The sequence below is a fragment of the Duganella qianjiadongensis genome, assembly GCF_009857915.1.
Lineage (GTDB): Bacteria > Pseudomonadota > Gammaproteobacteria > Burkholderiales > Burkholderiaceae_D > Rugamonas > Rugamonas qianjiadongensis.
Genome location: NZ_WWCM01000015.1, coordinates 74067 through 88070 on the forward strand (window position 1 = coordinate 74067; position 14004 = coordinate 88070).

The following is a 14004-nucleotide window of genomic DNA, read 5'->3' on the forward strand; positions in this document are numbered from 1 at the left end:
TTCGCTCCCTTCTAGGAGAAACTTTTAGTTAGGAGCAAAGGTATGGACATCAATATGTCTCTCATCGGCCAGATGATCACCTTCGCGGTGTTGGTCTGGGTATCGATGAAGTTCGTATTTCCATCGCTGAATGCAGCGCTGGATGAGCGTGCCAAGCGTATCGCTGATGGTCTGGCTGCGGCCGACCAAGGCCAGGCTGCGATGGTCATGGCTGAAAAACGTGCCAGCGAAGCGCTGGCCGGTGCGCGCGAAGAAGCTTCGCAACGCGTTGCAGACGCTGAAAAGCGCGCGCAACTGGTCGCTGAAGAAATCAAAGCTAATGCACAAGCCGAAGCCGACCGCATCATTGCGCAAGCTAAAGCCGACGCCGATCAGCAACTGGCCAAAGCGCGTGAAGCGCTGCGCGCTCAGGTGGCTGACCTGGCTGTGAAGGGCGCCGAGCAAATCCTCAAGCGCGAAGTCAATGCATCGGCTCACGCTGATCTGTTGTCGCGCCTGTCTGTCGAGCTGTAATCATGGCAGAAAACGCAACCGTCGCCCGTCCCTACGCGGAAGCTCTGTTCCGCGTAGCCCAAGCAGGTAAGGAATCGTTCACCCTCGCGGCGTGGTCCGAACTGGTCGCCGAACTGGCCCAGATCGGTGCCCACCCCGAGGTACAAGCATTCGCCCGCAATCCGAAAGCTTCGGCTAGCGATGTGAGCGCCGCCATTACGGCCCTGGTGAAATCGCCGCTGAATCAGGAAGCCAAAAACTTCCTGAGCATGCTGGTCGAAAACGGCCGCGTCAGCCTGCTGCCGGAAATCGGCAGCCAGTTCCAGGCGCTGAAAAACGCCGTAGAAGGCGCAGCTGATGCCGAAATCACCAGTGCTTTCGATCTGAGCTCGGCTCAGGTGACCGAACTGGTCGCCACGCTGGAAAAGAAATTCAGCCGCAAGCTGAACCCGGTAGTTACCGTGGATCCAGCCCTGATCGGTGGTGTGCGTGTGGTCGTCGGCGATGAAGTGCTGGACACTTCGGTACGCGCCAAGCTGCAGCAAATGCGTGTTGCGCTGGTGGCGTAAGCGTCGCTTAGAACAGATTCTTCATCTCGCGTAAGCTGAGAGAAACACTTTTAGGAGTTAGTATGCAACTCAACCCATCTGAAATCAGCGAGCTGATCAAGAGCCGTATTCAAGGCCTTGATGGTGGCGCTGAAGTACGTAACCAAGGCACGGTGATTTCCGTTGCCGACGGTATCGTCCGCATTCACGGTCTGTCCGAAGTAATGCAGGGCGAAATGCTGGAATTCCCAGGCAACACCTTTGGTCTGGCAATGAACCTGGAGCGTGACTCCGTCGGCGCCGTGATTCTGGGTGCTTACGAGCACATCTCCGAAGGCGACACGGTGAAATGCACCGGCCGTATTCTGGAAGTGCCAGTTGGTCCTGAACTGCGTGGCCGCGTGGTCAACGCTCTGGGCCAGCCTATCGACGGCAAAGGCGCTGTCGATGCCAAACTGACCTCGCCGATCGAAAAAATCGCTCCGGGCGTTATCGCCCGTGAATCCGTGTCGCAGCCTATGCAGACCGGCCTGAAATCGATCGATGCAATGGTACCTATCGGTCGTGGCCAGCGTGAGCTGATCATTGGCGACCGTCAGACCGGTAAATCCGCCGTAGCCGTTGATGCCATCATCAACCAAAAAGGTCAGGGCATGACCTGTATCTACGTCGCGATCGGTCAGAAAGCCTCGACCATCAAGAACATCGTGCGTTCGCTGGAACAGCACGGCGCGCTGGAGTACACCATCGTGGTGGCTGCTTCCGCTGCTGAATCGGCTGCTATGCAGTACATCTCGGCCTACTCGGGCTGCACCATGGGCGAATACTTCCGCGACCGTGGCGAAGATGCACTGATCGTCTACGACGATCTGTCGAAACAGGCTGTCGCTTACCGTCAGATCTCCCTGCTGCTGCGTCGTCCGCCAGGCCGCGAAGCTTACCCAGGTGACGTGTTCTACCTGCACTCGCGTCTGCTGGAGCGTGCTGCTCGCGTGAACGCTGACTACGTTGAAGCCTTCACCGGCGGCGCCGTTAAAGGTAAAACCGGTTCGCTGACCGCACTGCCTATCATCGAAACCCAGGCGGGTGACGTATCGGCCTTCGTGCCGACCAACGTGATTTCGATTACCGACGGTCAGATCTTCCTGGAAACCTCGCTGTTCAACGCTGGTATCCGTCCTGCAATTAACGCCGGTATTTCCGTATCGCGTGTGGGTGGTGCAGCGCAGACCAAGGTCATCAAAAACCTGTCCGGCGGTATCCGTACCGACCTGGCACAGTACCGTGAACTGGCTGCGTTCGCGCAGTTCGCTTCCGATCTGGACGAATCGACCCGCAAACAGCTGGACCGTGGTGCGCGCGTAACCGAACTGCTGAAGCAGGCTCAGTACTCGCCACTGTCGATCTCGCTGATGGCTGCTTCGCTGTTCGCTGTCAACAAGGGTTACCTTGATGACGTCGCAGTGAAACAAGTGCTGTCCTTCGAAGCTGGCCTGCACAGCTACCTGAAGACCAAGCAAGCTGCGCTGCTGGCGAAGATTGAAGAGACCAAGCAACTGGATAAAGACGGCGAAGCTGCGCTGTCGGCTGCCATTGCTGACTTCAAAAAATCCGGCGCATTTTAAGCGGCACGGCGATCCTGCGGGATCGCCCTCAGCGCAGAAGGAGTAAGGACTCATGGCAGTAGGCAAAGAGATACGAGGCAAGATCAAGAGCGTAGAAAATACGAAGAAGATCACCAAGGCGATGGAAATGGTCGCCGCATCGAAAATGCGCAAAGCGCAGGATCGTATGCGCGCCGCCCGTCCCTATAGTGAGAAGATTCGCAATATCGCCGCTAATCTGGCCACCGCAAATCCGGAATTCACCCACCCGTTCCTGGCTGAAGAGCAGAAGGAATCGGCCAAGGCTGTTGGCTTCATCGTTGTGACGACCGACAAAGGTCTGTGCGGCGGTATGAACACCAACGTGCTGCGTATGGTGACGGCGAAGACCCGTGAGCTGGAAACGGCTGGCAACAAGATTGCTGCGGTAGCTATCGGTAACAAAGGTTTGGGTTTTTTGAATCGCGTAGGCGTTCCTGTCGTTGCGCAAGTAACGCAGATCGGCGATACCCCGCATCTGGACAAACTGATCGGACCTGTCAAGGTCATGTTGGAAAAGTTCGAGAACGGCGAAATCGACGCAGTCTATCTGTGCTACACCAAGTTCATTAACACGATGAAACAAGAGCCGGTTGTGGAGCAATTGCTGCCACTGCCAGCGGCCAAGAAACAGGCAGATGCAGGTAATCACAACTGGGATTACATCTACGAGCCTGATGCGGCCAGCGTGATCAATGAACTGCTGGAGCGCTATGTAGAAGCGCTGGTGTACCAGTCGGTTGCGGAAAATCTGGCGTCGGAACAGTCGGCGCGGATGGTGGCGATGAAGGCGGCAAGTGATAACGCCGGTAATGTGATCGGCGAACTGAAGCTGATCTACAACAAGACTCGTCAAGCTGCGATTACCAAAGAACTCTCTGAAATCGTCGCCGGTGCGGCAGCGGTTTAAACAAAACATTCAATATAGAAGGAACGAACATGGCTGATGGCAAAATCGTTCAGTGTATCGGCGCTGTGGTGGACGTTGAGTTTCCACGCGATGCGATGCCCAAGGTATTCGATGCCTTGAAAATGGCAGGCTCCGACCTGACCCTGGAAGTACAACAACAGCTGGGCGACGGCGTGGTCCGTACCATTGCTCTGGGTTCGTCGGACGGTCTGCGTCGCGGCATGCAGATCCAGAACACCGGCAAACCGATCATGGTTCCAGTAGGTAAAGCTACCCTGGGCCGTATTATGGACGTGCTGGGTAACCCGATCGACGAGTGCGGCCCGGTTGCTCACGACCAGATCGCTTCGATTCACCGTACCCCGCCTGCCTACGACGAATTGTCGCCATCGCAGGATCTGCTGGAAACCGGTATTAAAGTGATTGACCTGGTTTGCCCATTCGCTAAAGGCGGTAAAGTGGGTCTGTTCGGCGGTGCAGGTGTAGGTAAGACCGTGAACATGATGGAACTGATCAACAACATCGCTAAAGCGCACTCGGGTCTGTCCGTGTTCGCCGGTGTGGGTGAGCGTACCCGTGAAGGTAACGACTTCTACCACGAGATGGCCGACGCTAAAGTAGTTGACCTGGAAAACCCAGCCAACTCGAAAGTAGCGATGGTGTACGGTCAGATGAACGAACCACCTGGTAACCGTCTGCGCGTAGCGCTGACCGGTCTGACAATCGCGGAATCGTTCCGTGACGAAGGTAAAGACGTTCTGTTCTTCGTGGACAACATCTACCGCTTCACTCTGGCCGGTACCGAAGTATCCGCACTGCTGGGCCGTATGCCTTCCGCAGTGGGTTACCAGCCGACTCTGGCCGAAGAAATGGGCCGTCTGCAAGAGCGTATTACCTCGACCAAAACCGGTTCGATTACCTCGATCCAGGCCGTGTACGTTCCAGCGGATGACTTGACCGACCCATCGCCAGCGACCACCTTCGGTCACTTGGATTCGACCGTGGTTCTGTCGCGTGACATCGCTTCGCTCGGTATCTACCCAGCAGTTGACCCGCTGGATTCGACCTCGCGTCAGCTGGACCCGCTGGTCGTTGGCCAGGAACACTACGACACCGCCCGTGCCGTACAGGGTACCCTGCAGCGCTACAAAGAACTGCGCGACATTATCGCGATTCTGGGTATGGACGAACTGGCACCGGAAGACAAACTGCTGGTAGCGCGCGCACGTAAGATGCAGCGTTTCCTGTCGCAGCCATTCCACGTTGCTGAAGTGTTTACCGGTTCGCCAGGTAAATACGTTTCGCTGAAAGATACGATCAAAGGCTTCAAGATGATCGCATCGGGCGAACTCGATCACCTGCCAGAACAAGCGTTCTACATGGTTGGCACGATCGATGAAGCCATCGAAAAAGCCAAGAAACTCAACTAATCATTGAGCTATTGCTGAGCGGTTCCGTACGCGGAACCGCATCACAACCGACAGGATAGACATGGCAAACACTATACACGTGGACGTGGTTTCCGCCGAGGAGTTGATCTACTCGGGCGAAGCCGAATTCGTCGCGTTGCCGGGCGAACAGGGCGAGCTGGGGATTTATCCTAAGCACACGCCGCTGATCACCCGCATCCGTCCGGGCGCAGTGCGCATCCAGATCCCAGGCCAGGCTGAAGAAGAGTTCGTCTTCGTCGCCGGCGGTCTGCTGGAAGTGCAGCCGAACGCCGTGACGGTGCTGGCGGATACCGCGATTCGCGGCAAGGATCTGGACGAAGCTAAAGCGGCAGCGGCCAAGAAACGTGCCGAAGAATCGCTGGCGAACAACACTGCCGGCATCGACTACGCGAAAGCGCAGGCGGAACTGGCAGCAGCGATCGGCCAACTGGCCGCTATCGCCAAACTGCGCGCCAAGCACTAAGCAACGCAAGCAGCACAGCAAAAAGGCAGCCTCGGCTGCCTTTTTTTATGCGTGAACAGATTGGGCATCGTTGCAGATTCTGCGAAAAATCAAAAACTGCCTGCGCCCCTGATCTGACACCAGCGCAGTTTTCTAGATGAATGCCTCCACTCGGGATGGCTGGTCTGGCCTTAATTTAATGCTATCTTATTCGCTGGTTTAAAGCGGAGAACAAGCATGGCATGGCTGCACGAATTTCATCATCGCTCGAGGTTTGGCCAGTTGCTGGTCAAGCGGGGGCTGATTACACAGGAACAGCTGGACCGGGCGATCGCCCATCAGGAGGAAACCGGGCGCCGCCTCGGTGAAATTTTTACTGAATGGGATATCCTCACCCATCAGCATCTCGATGAACTGCTGCATAGCCAGTACAACATGCGTGCTGCCGCTGCCATTGCTGTGGCCTTGCTGTCGCCGCTGACGGCGTTAGCTGCTCCAGTCGCGCCGCAAGTACCGGCCAATCCGCCCGCAGCCGCCATGCAGCAGCTGAGCGAAAGCGAAATGCGCGGCAGCGCGGCGCAAGGCCTGAGCGCCGATCTGGTGGCGCAGATCAGCCAGCCGGCCAGCGTGAACGGCGTGGCCGTGATCGGCGATATGGCCAAGCTGGTTAATCCTGTGCTGGGTTTTCTGGAAGCCGATGCCAGCGCCAGGAACGTGGTCTACGATGCGCGCAATGCCAGTGCAGCCGTGCAGGCCGATGGTTCGCTGACGCTGCAGCTGCCCACTTCTATCGGTTCGCTCAGCTTTAACAATGTGCATGTGCGCGGCAATAGCGGCGGCAGCTTCGGCAGCGTGGAAGTGCGCGGCATAGATCTCAGTAGTACCGTAGTGTCCCTCGGCGCGCGTCACTGAGCGGCATCGCTAGAAAACCTTACTAGCCGGGCTGTCGGGCGTGGCGTGCAATGCTGCGAATCTGGCGGCTGGCTGGTGCCAGCGCCTGCTCGATTACCGCCAGCGCCAGTTCCGGCTGCGCCGCACCGCACATGAAAATGTCGGCTGCGGCGTAGCCGTTTTCAGGCCATGTGTGGATGGTGATGTGGGATTCCGCCAGCAGCACCACGCCCGTCACTCCCAGCCCCGTACCAAAACCATGGAAGTGGCTGAACAGTACATGTGCACCGGCTGCCAGCGCGGCCTGCCGCAGCAGCAGCTCCAGCGTGGCGCAGTCGCTCAGGCGCTGCGGCTCGACGCCGCTCAGATCGGCCAGCAGATGCTGGCCGGCTGGATGATGGATGGCGTTTGCTGCCAGTTCGGGCAGGTCTACGCGTTTCATTTGTGGCCGCCTCCGCCGGAACCGCCGCCGTAACTGCCGCCACCGCCGCCTGTATGCGAACTCCAGGTACTGCCGCGATAGGCGTTGCCGGAACTGCTGCCGCTACCGAAACTGACCCAGCTGCTGGCCGAAGTGACAAACGCCACCACGATGGCGTAAAGCAGATACTTGCTCATGTCTGCTCTCCGTTATCGAGGAACCACGCAGGCAGGTAGATGGCCGCTGCGCCTATCAGGCTGAGGAACCATGTAGCGGAAAAATTGATCAGCAGGGGGATGGCATTCAACGCCAGCATCACCCAGATGATGCGCTGGGCAAGATTGCGGTGGTAGCGCGGATTGCGTCCGCTGCCCGCCACAGTAGCCGTTCTGCGCGGGCCCTTGAACTGGCTGCCGAACCATGCCGCCAGCTGGTCGGCGGCGACGGGCGCAGAACGTGACCACGTCATTTCCTGCGCCGTCGTTTCGCTGGCCAGCCGCAGCTGCCCGGCGCTGTATTCCGAAACTTGCGTACGGTCGCCCACGGCCACGCGCCAGTTGAACGCACCGGCAGCAAAAGTGACCACCGAGCCATAGTCATACAGTTTGCTGTACTGGGTGCGTTCCACTACCACGCCGGGTGCGCCGGGCTGGTAGCTGAGCGGCCATTCGGACAGCACATTGGCGCCGGACCAGCCTTCATCCGTTTCGACCAGCCACGAGAAGCCGGCGCGGGTGCCGTACAGCAGATACTCATTCCACTGCGTGCCTTCGTCGTCGGCGCGGCGCATCATGCCGATGATGGTGAATTCCTGATTGTCGATGCTGGCCGTGGCGCCCAGTTCTATGCTCATGGGCACGCTGGCCAGCCGCTCGCCAGCTGCCAGCACGGCCGCTTTCGGGCTAGCGGCATCGATCTGGCTATGGCAGGACTGGCATACCAGCGTGGTGGTCACGCCGGGCAGGTATTTGATCTGCGTGCCGCAGGATGGGCAGTCGAGTGCACTGAGCTTGCCGCGATAGCGTCCGGCCGCGCGCTGGATTGCGTCGTCTTCGCGCAGCAGCTGGCACTGCAGGCTTTCCAGCGTCACGGCCAGCCCCGTGTAGACCACCGGCTGCGGCCCATCCGAGTAATCGAGCGTGATGAATTCGCTGCCGCGGCGGAAGTCCGCCACGCGGGCTTGATAGCCGTCGCCCACCTTGAACGGCAGTTCGCCCTGTCCGCCCACGCAGTCGGCCATGCGGATTTCGGCGGCTGTATAGGGTGCGCCATTGAGATCGTAGGTGTAGCCCGGATGCAGCGCGTCGAACGGGGGCAGGGCCGCCGTGCCGCGGTATTCAGCGGTGATGGTGTACAGGCCGGAGGAGTCGCCCAGCCATGAGGTGGCGCCGTCGTCGAACAGCAGATACCACTCGTTCCACAGCCCCGCGTCGTAGCGCAGCTGCAGCCGGCCCACTACTGTGAACGGGCGCTGCCCCAGCACGCCGCTGGTGCCGATCTGGATGCGCGTGTAGTCCTCCAGCACGGACGACATCTTGCCGAGATCGCGCACGGCATCGGCATCTTTCAGTACGCTGGTGCTGCAGTATTCGCAGACAGCCATGACCGACGCATGCGAGCGGAAGTGGACTTCCGCGCCGCAGCTAGGACAGGAAACGGTTTGCATGTAGTTCTGTGCGCCCCGCTTAGCCTATGAGTTTTTTCAGCAGTTCGGCTTTGCTGCTGTCGTAGTCGGCCGCCGAAATCAGGCCTTTGTCGAGCAGGCCTTTGAGTTTTTCCAGCCGCGCTTCGATGCTGTCTTCGGCTGGCGCTGGTGCAGCAGCCGGTGCCACAGCCGGAGCGATGGCGCCGCCCAGCGCCTGACCCATGACCTGACCGAGCGAGACACCGGCCCCCAGGCCTATGCCGAGGCCGGCCACGCCGCCTTCGTTCTGGGCTGCCAGCGGAATGGCGTTGGCAGTCTGGTAGCGCGTGTAGCCCGTCATCTTGTCGGCGCTCAGGCCGCCCTTCATGCCGGCCGAAATCCGCTCGTCTAGCGCCGATTGCAGTTCTTCCGGCAGGCTGACACTGGCTACGTTGAATTCGTCAAGGCCGATGCCGTAACGGCCAAAGGCCGTGCCCAGATCGCCCTTGATCTGCTGCGCCATCAGCGTCTGGTTGGCAGCCATGTCGAGGAAGGGCACTTGCGAGCTGCCCAGCGAACCGGCCATGCTGGCCATCAGGATGCCGCGCAGCTGTTCTTCCACCTCGTCGCGGGTGTACAGCTCGCGCGTACCGCTGATCTCCTTGAAAAACAGGCGCGGGTCCGTCACGCGGTAGGAATACATGCCGAAGGCGCGCACGCGCACCATGTCGAAATCCTTGTCGCGGATGGTGATCGGTTGCGGCGTACCCCATTTGCGCGCCGTCTGCACGCGCGTGCTGAAGAAGTACACATCCGATTTGAACGGGGACTCGAACAGTTTGTCCCAGTTCATCAGGTTGGTCAGCAGGGGCAGGGTCTGGGTGCTTAGCTTGTGGGTGCCGGGGCCGAACACGTCGGCGATCTGGCCTTCGTTGACGAAGACGGCCATCTGCGATTCGCGCACGATCAGCACGCCACCGTTCTGGATTTCCTGATCCTGCATGGGGAAGCGCCAGGCCAGTACGCCATCGCTGGTTTCATTCCACTGAATTACGTCGATAAACTGCTTCTTGATAAAGCTACCGATGCCCATAATGGTCCTCGCGTTGTTAGGAAATGCAGGCGCCGTTGATGACGCCGATGGAAATGGAGATGGCGCCCAGCAGGCCGCCAAAAGCTGCGTTGTTGCCCTCGATCTGGTCTTTGGCCATGTTCAGCAGCCAGGTGGTGACGGCATAGGCCAGCATCTGTACCACCATGGCGCCCGCCGCCCACATGACGAATTCGCGGTAGTCGGCGGTATGCACGAGCGCCGAACCGATGGTGATGGAAAAGCCGATCAGCGCGCCGCCCAGCGACAGCGCAGCCGCCATATTCCCTTGCCGGATCAGCAGCACTTCGTCAAACGGGGTCCAGGAAGTGTAGGCTTTGAAGAACACCGCCAGCAGCACGGCGGCCAGTAACAGGTGGATCAGATAATTTAGGATGGCGGGCACGGCACACCTTCAGTTAAAGTGGTTGACTTGATAATAGTGCAAAATCGACGAATGAACAAAAAGATTCTGATCCTGTCCGTTTTTGTGGTGGCTTCCTGCGGTCTGGCCTATGAGCTGATTGCCGGTGCGCTGTCGAGCTACCTGCTGGGCGATTCGATACTGCAGTTCTCCACCATCATCGGTTGCTATCTGTTTGCTATGGGCGTGGGGGCCCATCTGTCCAAATATGTGCGCGATGAAGATGTGCTGGCCCGCTTTGTCGATATCGAACTGGCCGTGGGGCTGGTGGGTGGGCTGTCGGCGGCGCTGCTGTTTCTGACCTTTTCGTGGATGGCCGCGCCGTTCCGTACGCTGCTGTATGTGATGGTGTTTCTGGTCGGGGCGTTTGTCGGCATGGAAGTGCCGCTGGTGATGCGCGCGCTGAATGCACGCCAGACGGCATTCAACGAACTGGTAAGCCGTGTACTGACCTTCGATTATCTGGGGGCGCTGGCTGTTTCGCTGCTGTTCCCGCTGGTGCTGGCGCCGTATCTGGGGCTGGTGCGCACCGGTTTCCTGTTCGGCATGCTCAATGTGGGCGTGGCCCTGTGGACAATTACCGTGTTCCGCACAGAGCTGCAGAACGTGGCGGGGCGCATGCTGCGCGCCGCCAGCGTGCTATGCGTGCTGGTGTTCGGCTTTGCCTTTGCCGACAAGCTGACCTACTGGGGCGAGCATGGCCTGTTCGGCGATGAAATCGTGTTTGCCACCACCACGCCGTATCAGCGGCTGGTGATCACCCACTGGAAAGATGATCTGCGCCTGTACATCAACGGCAATCTGCAGTTTTCCTCGCGTGACGAATACCGCTACCACGAAGCGCTGGTGCACCCTGTGCTGCAGCCGCTGCCGTGGGCCAAACGGGTGCTGGTGCTGGGCGGCGGCGATGGCCTCGCGCTGCGCGAAATCCTGCGTTATCCACAGATCGAGCATGTCACGCTGGTCGATCTCGATCCGGCCATGACGGGCGCTTTCAGCAAGCGCGAAGAACTGGTCAAGCTCAATCACGGCTCGTTCAGCGACCCGCGCGTGCGGGTGATTAACGCCGATGCCGCCATCTGGCTGGAACAGCACGACGATATGTTCGATGCCGTGATTGTCGATTTCCCCGATCCGTCCAGCTTCGCGCTGGGCAAGCTGTATTCCGTGCCGTTCTACGGCATGGTGAAGAAGCATCTGGCGGCTAATGGCCTGATGGTGGTGCAATCGACTTCACCGTTCTTTGCCCCCCATGCCTACTGGACCATCGATGCCACGCTGCGCGAAGTGGGCCTGAAAACCTATCCCTATCATGCTTATGTACCATCGTTCGGCGAATGGGGCTTCATCCTCGCCACGCCGCAGGCCGACTACAAGGCGCCAACCAGTTATCGCCTGCCTATGCGTTATCTGAACGCCGACACCACGCGCGAAATGTTCACCTTCCCGCCCGATATGCAGCGTTTGCCGATGGCGCCCAACCGTCTGAACACCCAGTCGCTGGTACATGAATTCGAGCAGGACTGGCGCAGGGTGATCCGCTGATGCTGCGCCGCTCGTTTTTGTTGTGGGCCGGTGCCTCGGGGGCGCTGGCAGCGGGCAGCGTGGCCGGTTTTCTGCGCTGGCGCGAAGTCACGCCCACTGTGCATTACCCCGGGCGTGACGAAGGCCACTATCTGCGTGACCGCCGCGCCTTGCCGCCACCGTCCGAAGTGATCGAGACGGGAGTGGCGATACTCGGCTCCGGCGTGGCCGGGCTGACGGCGGCGTGGAAGCTGAATAAACTGGGCGTGCGCGAGATGCTGATGATCGACGGTCCGCAACCATATGGTAATGCGGCCGGCGGTGCCTTCGGCGTATATGCCTATCCTACCGGCGCCCACTATCTGCCGCTGCCATCGCCCGAATCCGTGCATGTGCGCGAGATACTGGCCGATCTGGGCATCATCGAGAAGGATGCCTATGCCGAACAGCCGACTTACGACGAGCGCTTTATCCTGCATGCGCCGGAAGAGCGGCTGCTGAAAGACGGCCACTGGCAGGACGGCTTTATTCCCACCGAAGGCGTACCGCAATGGGAGCGCGAACAGCACGCGCGCTTTTTTGCCGAAGTGGCGCGGCTGCGCCAGACCCGCGGCAGCGATGGCCGGCGCGTGTTCGTGTTTCCCACCGTGCTGTCGTCGCAAGACCCGCAGTGGGAAGCACTGGACCGGATCACGCTGAAAGACTGGCTGACGCAGAATGGCTACACAGCGCCTACCTTGCACTGGTATCTCAACTATTGCTGCCGCGACGACTACGGCACCCGCTACGATCAGGTGTCGGCATGGGCGGGGCTGCATTACTACTGCAGCCGCTGGGGACAGGCCGCCAACGCCGGCAATGGCGCCTGGCTGACCTGGCCCGCCGGCTTGCAGCCGCTGGCCAGCGGACTGGAACGCGCTGCCGGCATACAGCGCCGCAGCGGAACCGTGGTGTCGCTGAAGGAAACCGCCAGTGGCATCGAAGCGCTGTGCTTTACCCTCAAGGATGGCCAGCCGCACAGCTATCTGGTGCGGGCGCGCAAAGCGATCTGCGCTATGCCGCTGCATGTAGCGGCGCGCGTGGTGGAGAATATCGCCGCCTACGGCTTCGATCCGGCCAGACATAGTCCGTCCTATGCGCCATGGATGGTGGCGAACTTCCTGCTCAAGCGCTTCCCGCACGAGCTGCCGGACCAGCCGCTGTGCTGGGATAACGTGGTGTACAGCGAACCGGGCCTCGGTTACGTGGTGTCTACCCATCAGGATATCCGCGTGCGGCCACCGGAAAAGACTGTGTTCAGCGCCTATGTGGCGCTATCTGACCGCGACCCGGTCAGCGCGCGCAAATGGCTGCTGGCAGCCACGCCGGAAGAACTGCTGGCGCTGGCCAGCGCCGATCTGCGCACGGCCTATGGCAGCGAGCTGGCCTCCTGCGTGGAGCGGGTCGATATCACCTTGCGCGGCCATGCCATGGCCGCGCCTTTGCCGCATTTCCGCAGCAATGCCGGCGTGCGCGCGCTGCGCGAGCACGAGGGCCGCATCCTGTTTGCCCACGCCGATCTGTCGGGCTTCTCCGTGTTCGAGGAAGCGGCGTGGTGGGGCTGCCGTGCCGCGCAGCTCGCCGCCAGTGGTATGCTAGCCGCATGACTCATAATGCCCGCCAGCGCTTTCGCGCCTCGTCCCGTCTGAAACTGCGTGAAGCTGACGCAGGCAAGGCGGACTTTTCCAGCCGCACGGCCAATCCCGAGCTGTCCAAGGCCAAAGCCAAGGCGCTTGATATCAAGCGCACGGGCGAACTGATAGACCATATTTCGGCCTTGCAGGACAAGCTGTATGCGCAGCACAACAAGAAGGTGCTGCTGGTGCTGCAGGGGATGGACACCGCCGGCAAGGACGGCACGGTGCGCGCCATGTTCAGCCGCGTCAATCCCATGGGCGTGCGTGCCGTGGCCTTCAAGGCACCCACCGATAACGAGCTGGCGCACGACTACCTGTGGCGCGTGCACCAGCAGGTGCCGGTGAAAGGCGAGATCGCCATTTTCAACCGCAGCCATTACGAAGATGTGCTGATCACCCGCGTGCAGGGCATGATAACCATGGACGAATGCCAGCGCCGCTACGCCCAGATCCGCGATTTCGAGCGCATGCTGGCCGAGACGGGGACGGTGATCGTGAAAGTGTTTCTGCACATCTCGAAGGAAGAACAGCGCCAGCGCCTGCAGGAGCGGCTGGACGATCCGGACAAGCAGTGGAAATTCAATCCGGCCGATATCGAGCAGCGCAAGAAATGGACGGCCTACCAGCGCGCTTACGAGGACGCGATCCGCGCAACCAATCTGCCCCATGCGCCGTGGTACGTGGTGCCTGCCAACTCCAAGACTCACCGCAATCTGGTGATCGCCAGCCTGCTGCTGGAAACGCTGGAGCACATGGACCTGCATTATCCGGCGCCCCATCCTGACCTGTCCTCCTTCACGGTGGAGTAAAACAGCGCGCCGCAGTCTGTGGCATAGTAATCCTTTGCCCGCTTAAGGATGGAAGGAGC

General features: G+C 60.0%; 15 protein-coding genes. 10 read left to right on the forward strand and 5 right to left on the reverse strand.

The genetic code is table 11. From position 1 onward, the window contains the following. The first annotated feature begins 42 nt into the window (after positions 1 to 42). The 7 genes from GTP27_RS18510 (at position 43) to GTP27_RS18540 (ending at position 6398) form a co-directional block, all read left to right on the forward strand. On the forward strand, positions 43 to 513 hold the full coding sequence (locus tag GTP27_RS18510) for a F0F1 ATP synthase subunit B (protein WP_161040633.1): 471 nt from the start codon (positions 43 to 45) through the stop codon (positions 511 to 513). A gap of 2 nt (positions 514 to 515) precedes the next feature. Further along, positions 516 to 1061: a F0F1 ATP synthase subunit delta gene (locus GTP27_RS18515; RefSeq protein ID WP_161035828.1), complete on the forward strand. Its 546-nt coding sequence runs from the start codon at positions 516 to 518 to the stop codon at positions 1059 to 1061. Positions 1062 to 1123: 62 nt separating this feature from the next. Beyond that, on the forward strand, positions 1124 to 2665 hold the full coding sequence (gene atpA, locus GTP27_RS18520) for a F0F1 ATP synthase subunit alpha (protein WP_155435585.1): 1542 nt from the start codon (positions 1124 to 1126) through the stop codon (positions 2663 to 2665). Between the two features lie 52 nt (positions 2666 to 2717). Then, a complete protein-coding gene (gene atpG / locus GTP27_RS18525; RefSeq protein WP_155435584.1) occupies positions 2718 to 3593 on the forward strand; it encodes a F0F1 ATP synthase subunit gamma in 876 nt (291 codons plus the stop codon). A 29-nt stretch (positions 3594 to 3622) separates the two neighbouring features. After that, positions 3623 to 5023 (forward strand): F0F1 ATP synthase subunit beta, encoded by a 1401-nt coding sequence (atpD, locus tag GTP27_RS18530; RefSeq protein WP_155435583.1) that lies wholly within the window; start codon positions 3623 to 3625, stop codon positions 5021 to 5023. Positions 5024 to 5084: 61 nt separating this feature from the next. Then, positions 5085 to 5507 carry a F0F1 ATP synthase subunit epsilon gene (locus tag GTP27_RS18535; protein WP_155435582.1) on the forward strand — a complete coding sequence of 141 codons (423 nt, stop codon included), beginning with the start codon at positions 5085 to 5087 and terminating at the stop codon, positions 5505 to 5507. Between the two features lie 216 nt (positions 5508 to 5723). Then, positions 5724 to 6398, forward strand: a complete 675-nt coding sequence (locus GTP27_RS18540) for a cyclic di-GMP-binding domain-containing protein, MshE-related (RefSeq protein ID WP_161040634.1) — start codon at positions 5724 to 5726, stop codon at positions 6396 to 6398. A 22-nt stretch (positions 6399 to 6420) separates the two neighbouring features. Here GTP27_RS18540 and speD read toward each other — a convergent pair whose 3' ends face one another. The 5 genes from speD to GTP27_RS18565 are packed head-to-tail and all read right to left on the reverse strand — an operon-like array spanning position 6421 to position 9918. Further along, complete coding sequence (gene speD / locus GTP27_RS18545) at positions 6421 to 6819, reverse strand: adenosylmethionine decarboxylase (RefSeq protein ID WP_161040635.1); 399 nt, start codon at positions 6817 to 6819, stop codon at positions 6421 to 6423. After that, on the reverse strand, positions 6816 to 6995 hold the full coding sequence (locus tag GTP27_RS18550; RefSeq protein WP_161040636.1) for a hypothetical protein: 180 nt from the start codon (positions 6993 to 6995) through the stop codon (positions 6816 to 6818). Before GTP27_RS18550 ends, speD begins: the two co-directional genes overlap by 4 nt. Then, positions 6992 to 8464 (reverse strand): DUF4178 domain-containing protein, encoded by a 1473-nt coding sequence (locus GTP27_RS18555; RefSeq protein ID WP_161040637.1) that lies wholly within the window; start codon positions 8462 to 8464, stop codon positions 6992 to 6994. The genes GTP27_RS18550 and GTP27_RS18555 overlap by 4 nt, the downstream gene beginning before the upstream one ends. A gap of 19 nt (positions 8465 to 8483) precedes the next feature. Next, positions 8484 to 9515, reverse strand: a complete 1032-nt coding sequence (locus GTP27_RS18560; RefSeq protein ID WP_161040638.1) for an SPFH domain-containing protein — start codon at positions 9513 to 9515, stop codon at positions 8484 to 8486. A 16-nt stretch (positions 9516 to 9531) separates the two neighbouring features. Continuing rightward, positions 9532 to 9918: a DUF350 domain-containing protein gene (locus GTP27_RS18565; protein ID WP_161040639.1), complete on the reverse strand. Its 387-nt coding sequence runs from the start codon at positions 9916 to 9918 to the stop codon at positions 9532 to 9534. Between the two features lie 51 nt (positions 9919 to 9969). Here GTP27_RS18565 and GTP27_RS18570 point away from each other — a divergent pair, with 51 nt between their 5' ends. From GTP27_RS18570 to GTP27_RS18580, 3 genes are read left to right on the forward strand one after another with little or no spacing between them, the layout of a single operon-like run. Continuing rightward, entirely contained in the window at positions 9970 to 11481 is a 1512-nt protein-coding gene (locus GTP27_RS18570) for a polyamine aminopropyltransferase (RefSeq protein WP_161040640.1), read from the forward strand. Further along, positions 11481 to 13106, forward strand: a complete 1626-nt coding sequence (locus GTP27_RS18575) for an NAD(P)-binding protein (RefSeq protein WP_161040641.1) — start codon at positions 11481 to 11483, stop codon at positions 13104 to 13106. The genes GTP27_RS18570 and GTP27_RS18575 overlap by 1 nt, the downstream gene beginning before the upstream one ends. Next, positions 13103 to 13945 carry a PPK2 family polyphosphate kinase gene (locus GTP27_RS18580; RefSeq protein WP_161040642.1) on the forward strand — a complete coding sequence of 281 codons (843 nt, stop codon included), beginning with the start codon at positions 13103 to 13105 and terminating at the stop codon, positions 13943 to 13945. The genes GTP27_RS18575 and GTP27_RS18580 overlap by 4 nt, the downstream gene beginning before the upstream one ends. Positions 13946 to 14004 lie beyond the last annotated feature (59 nt).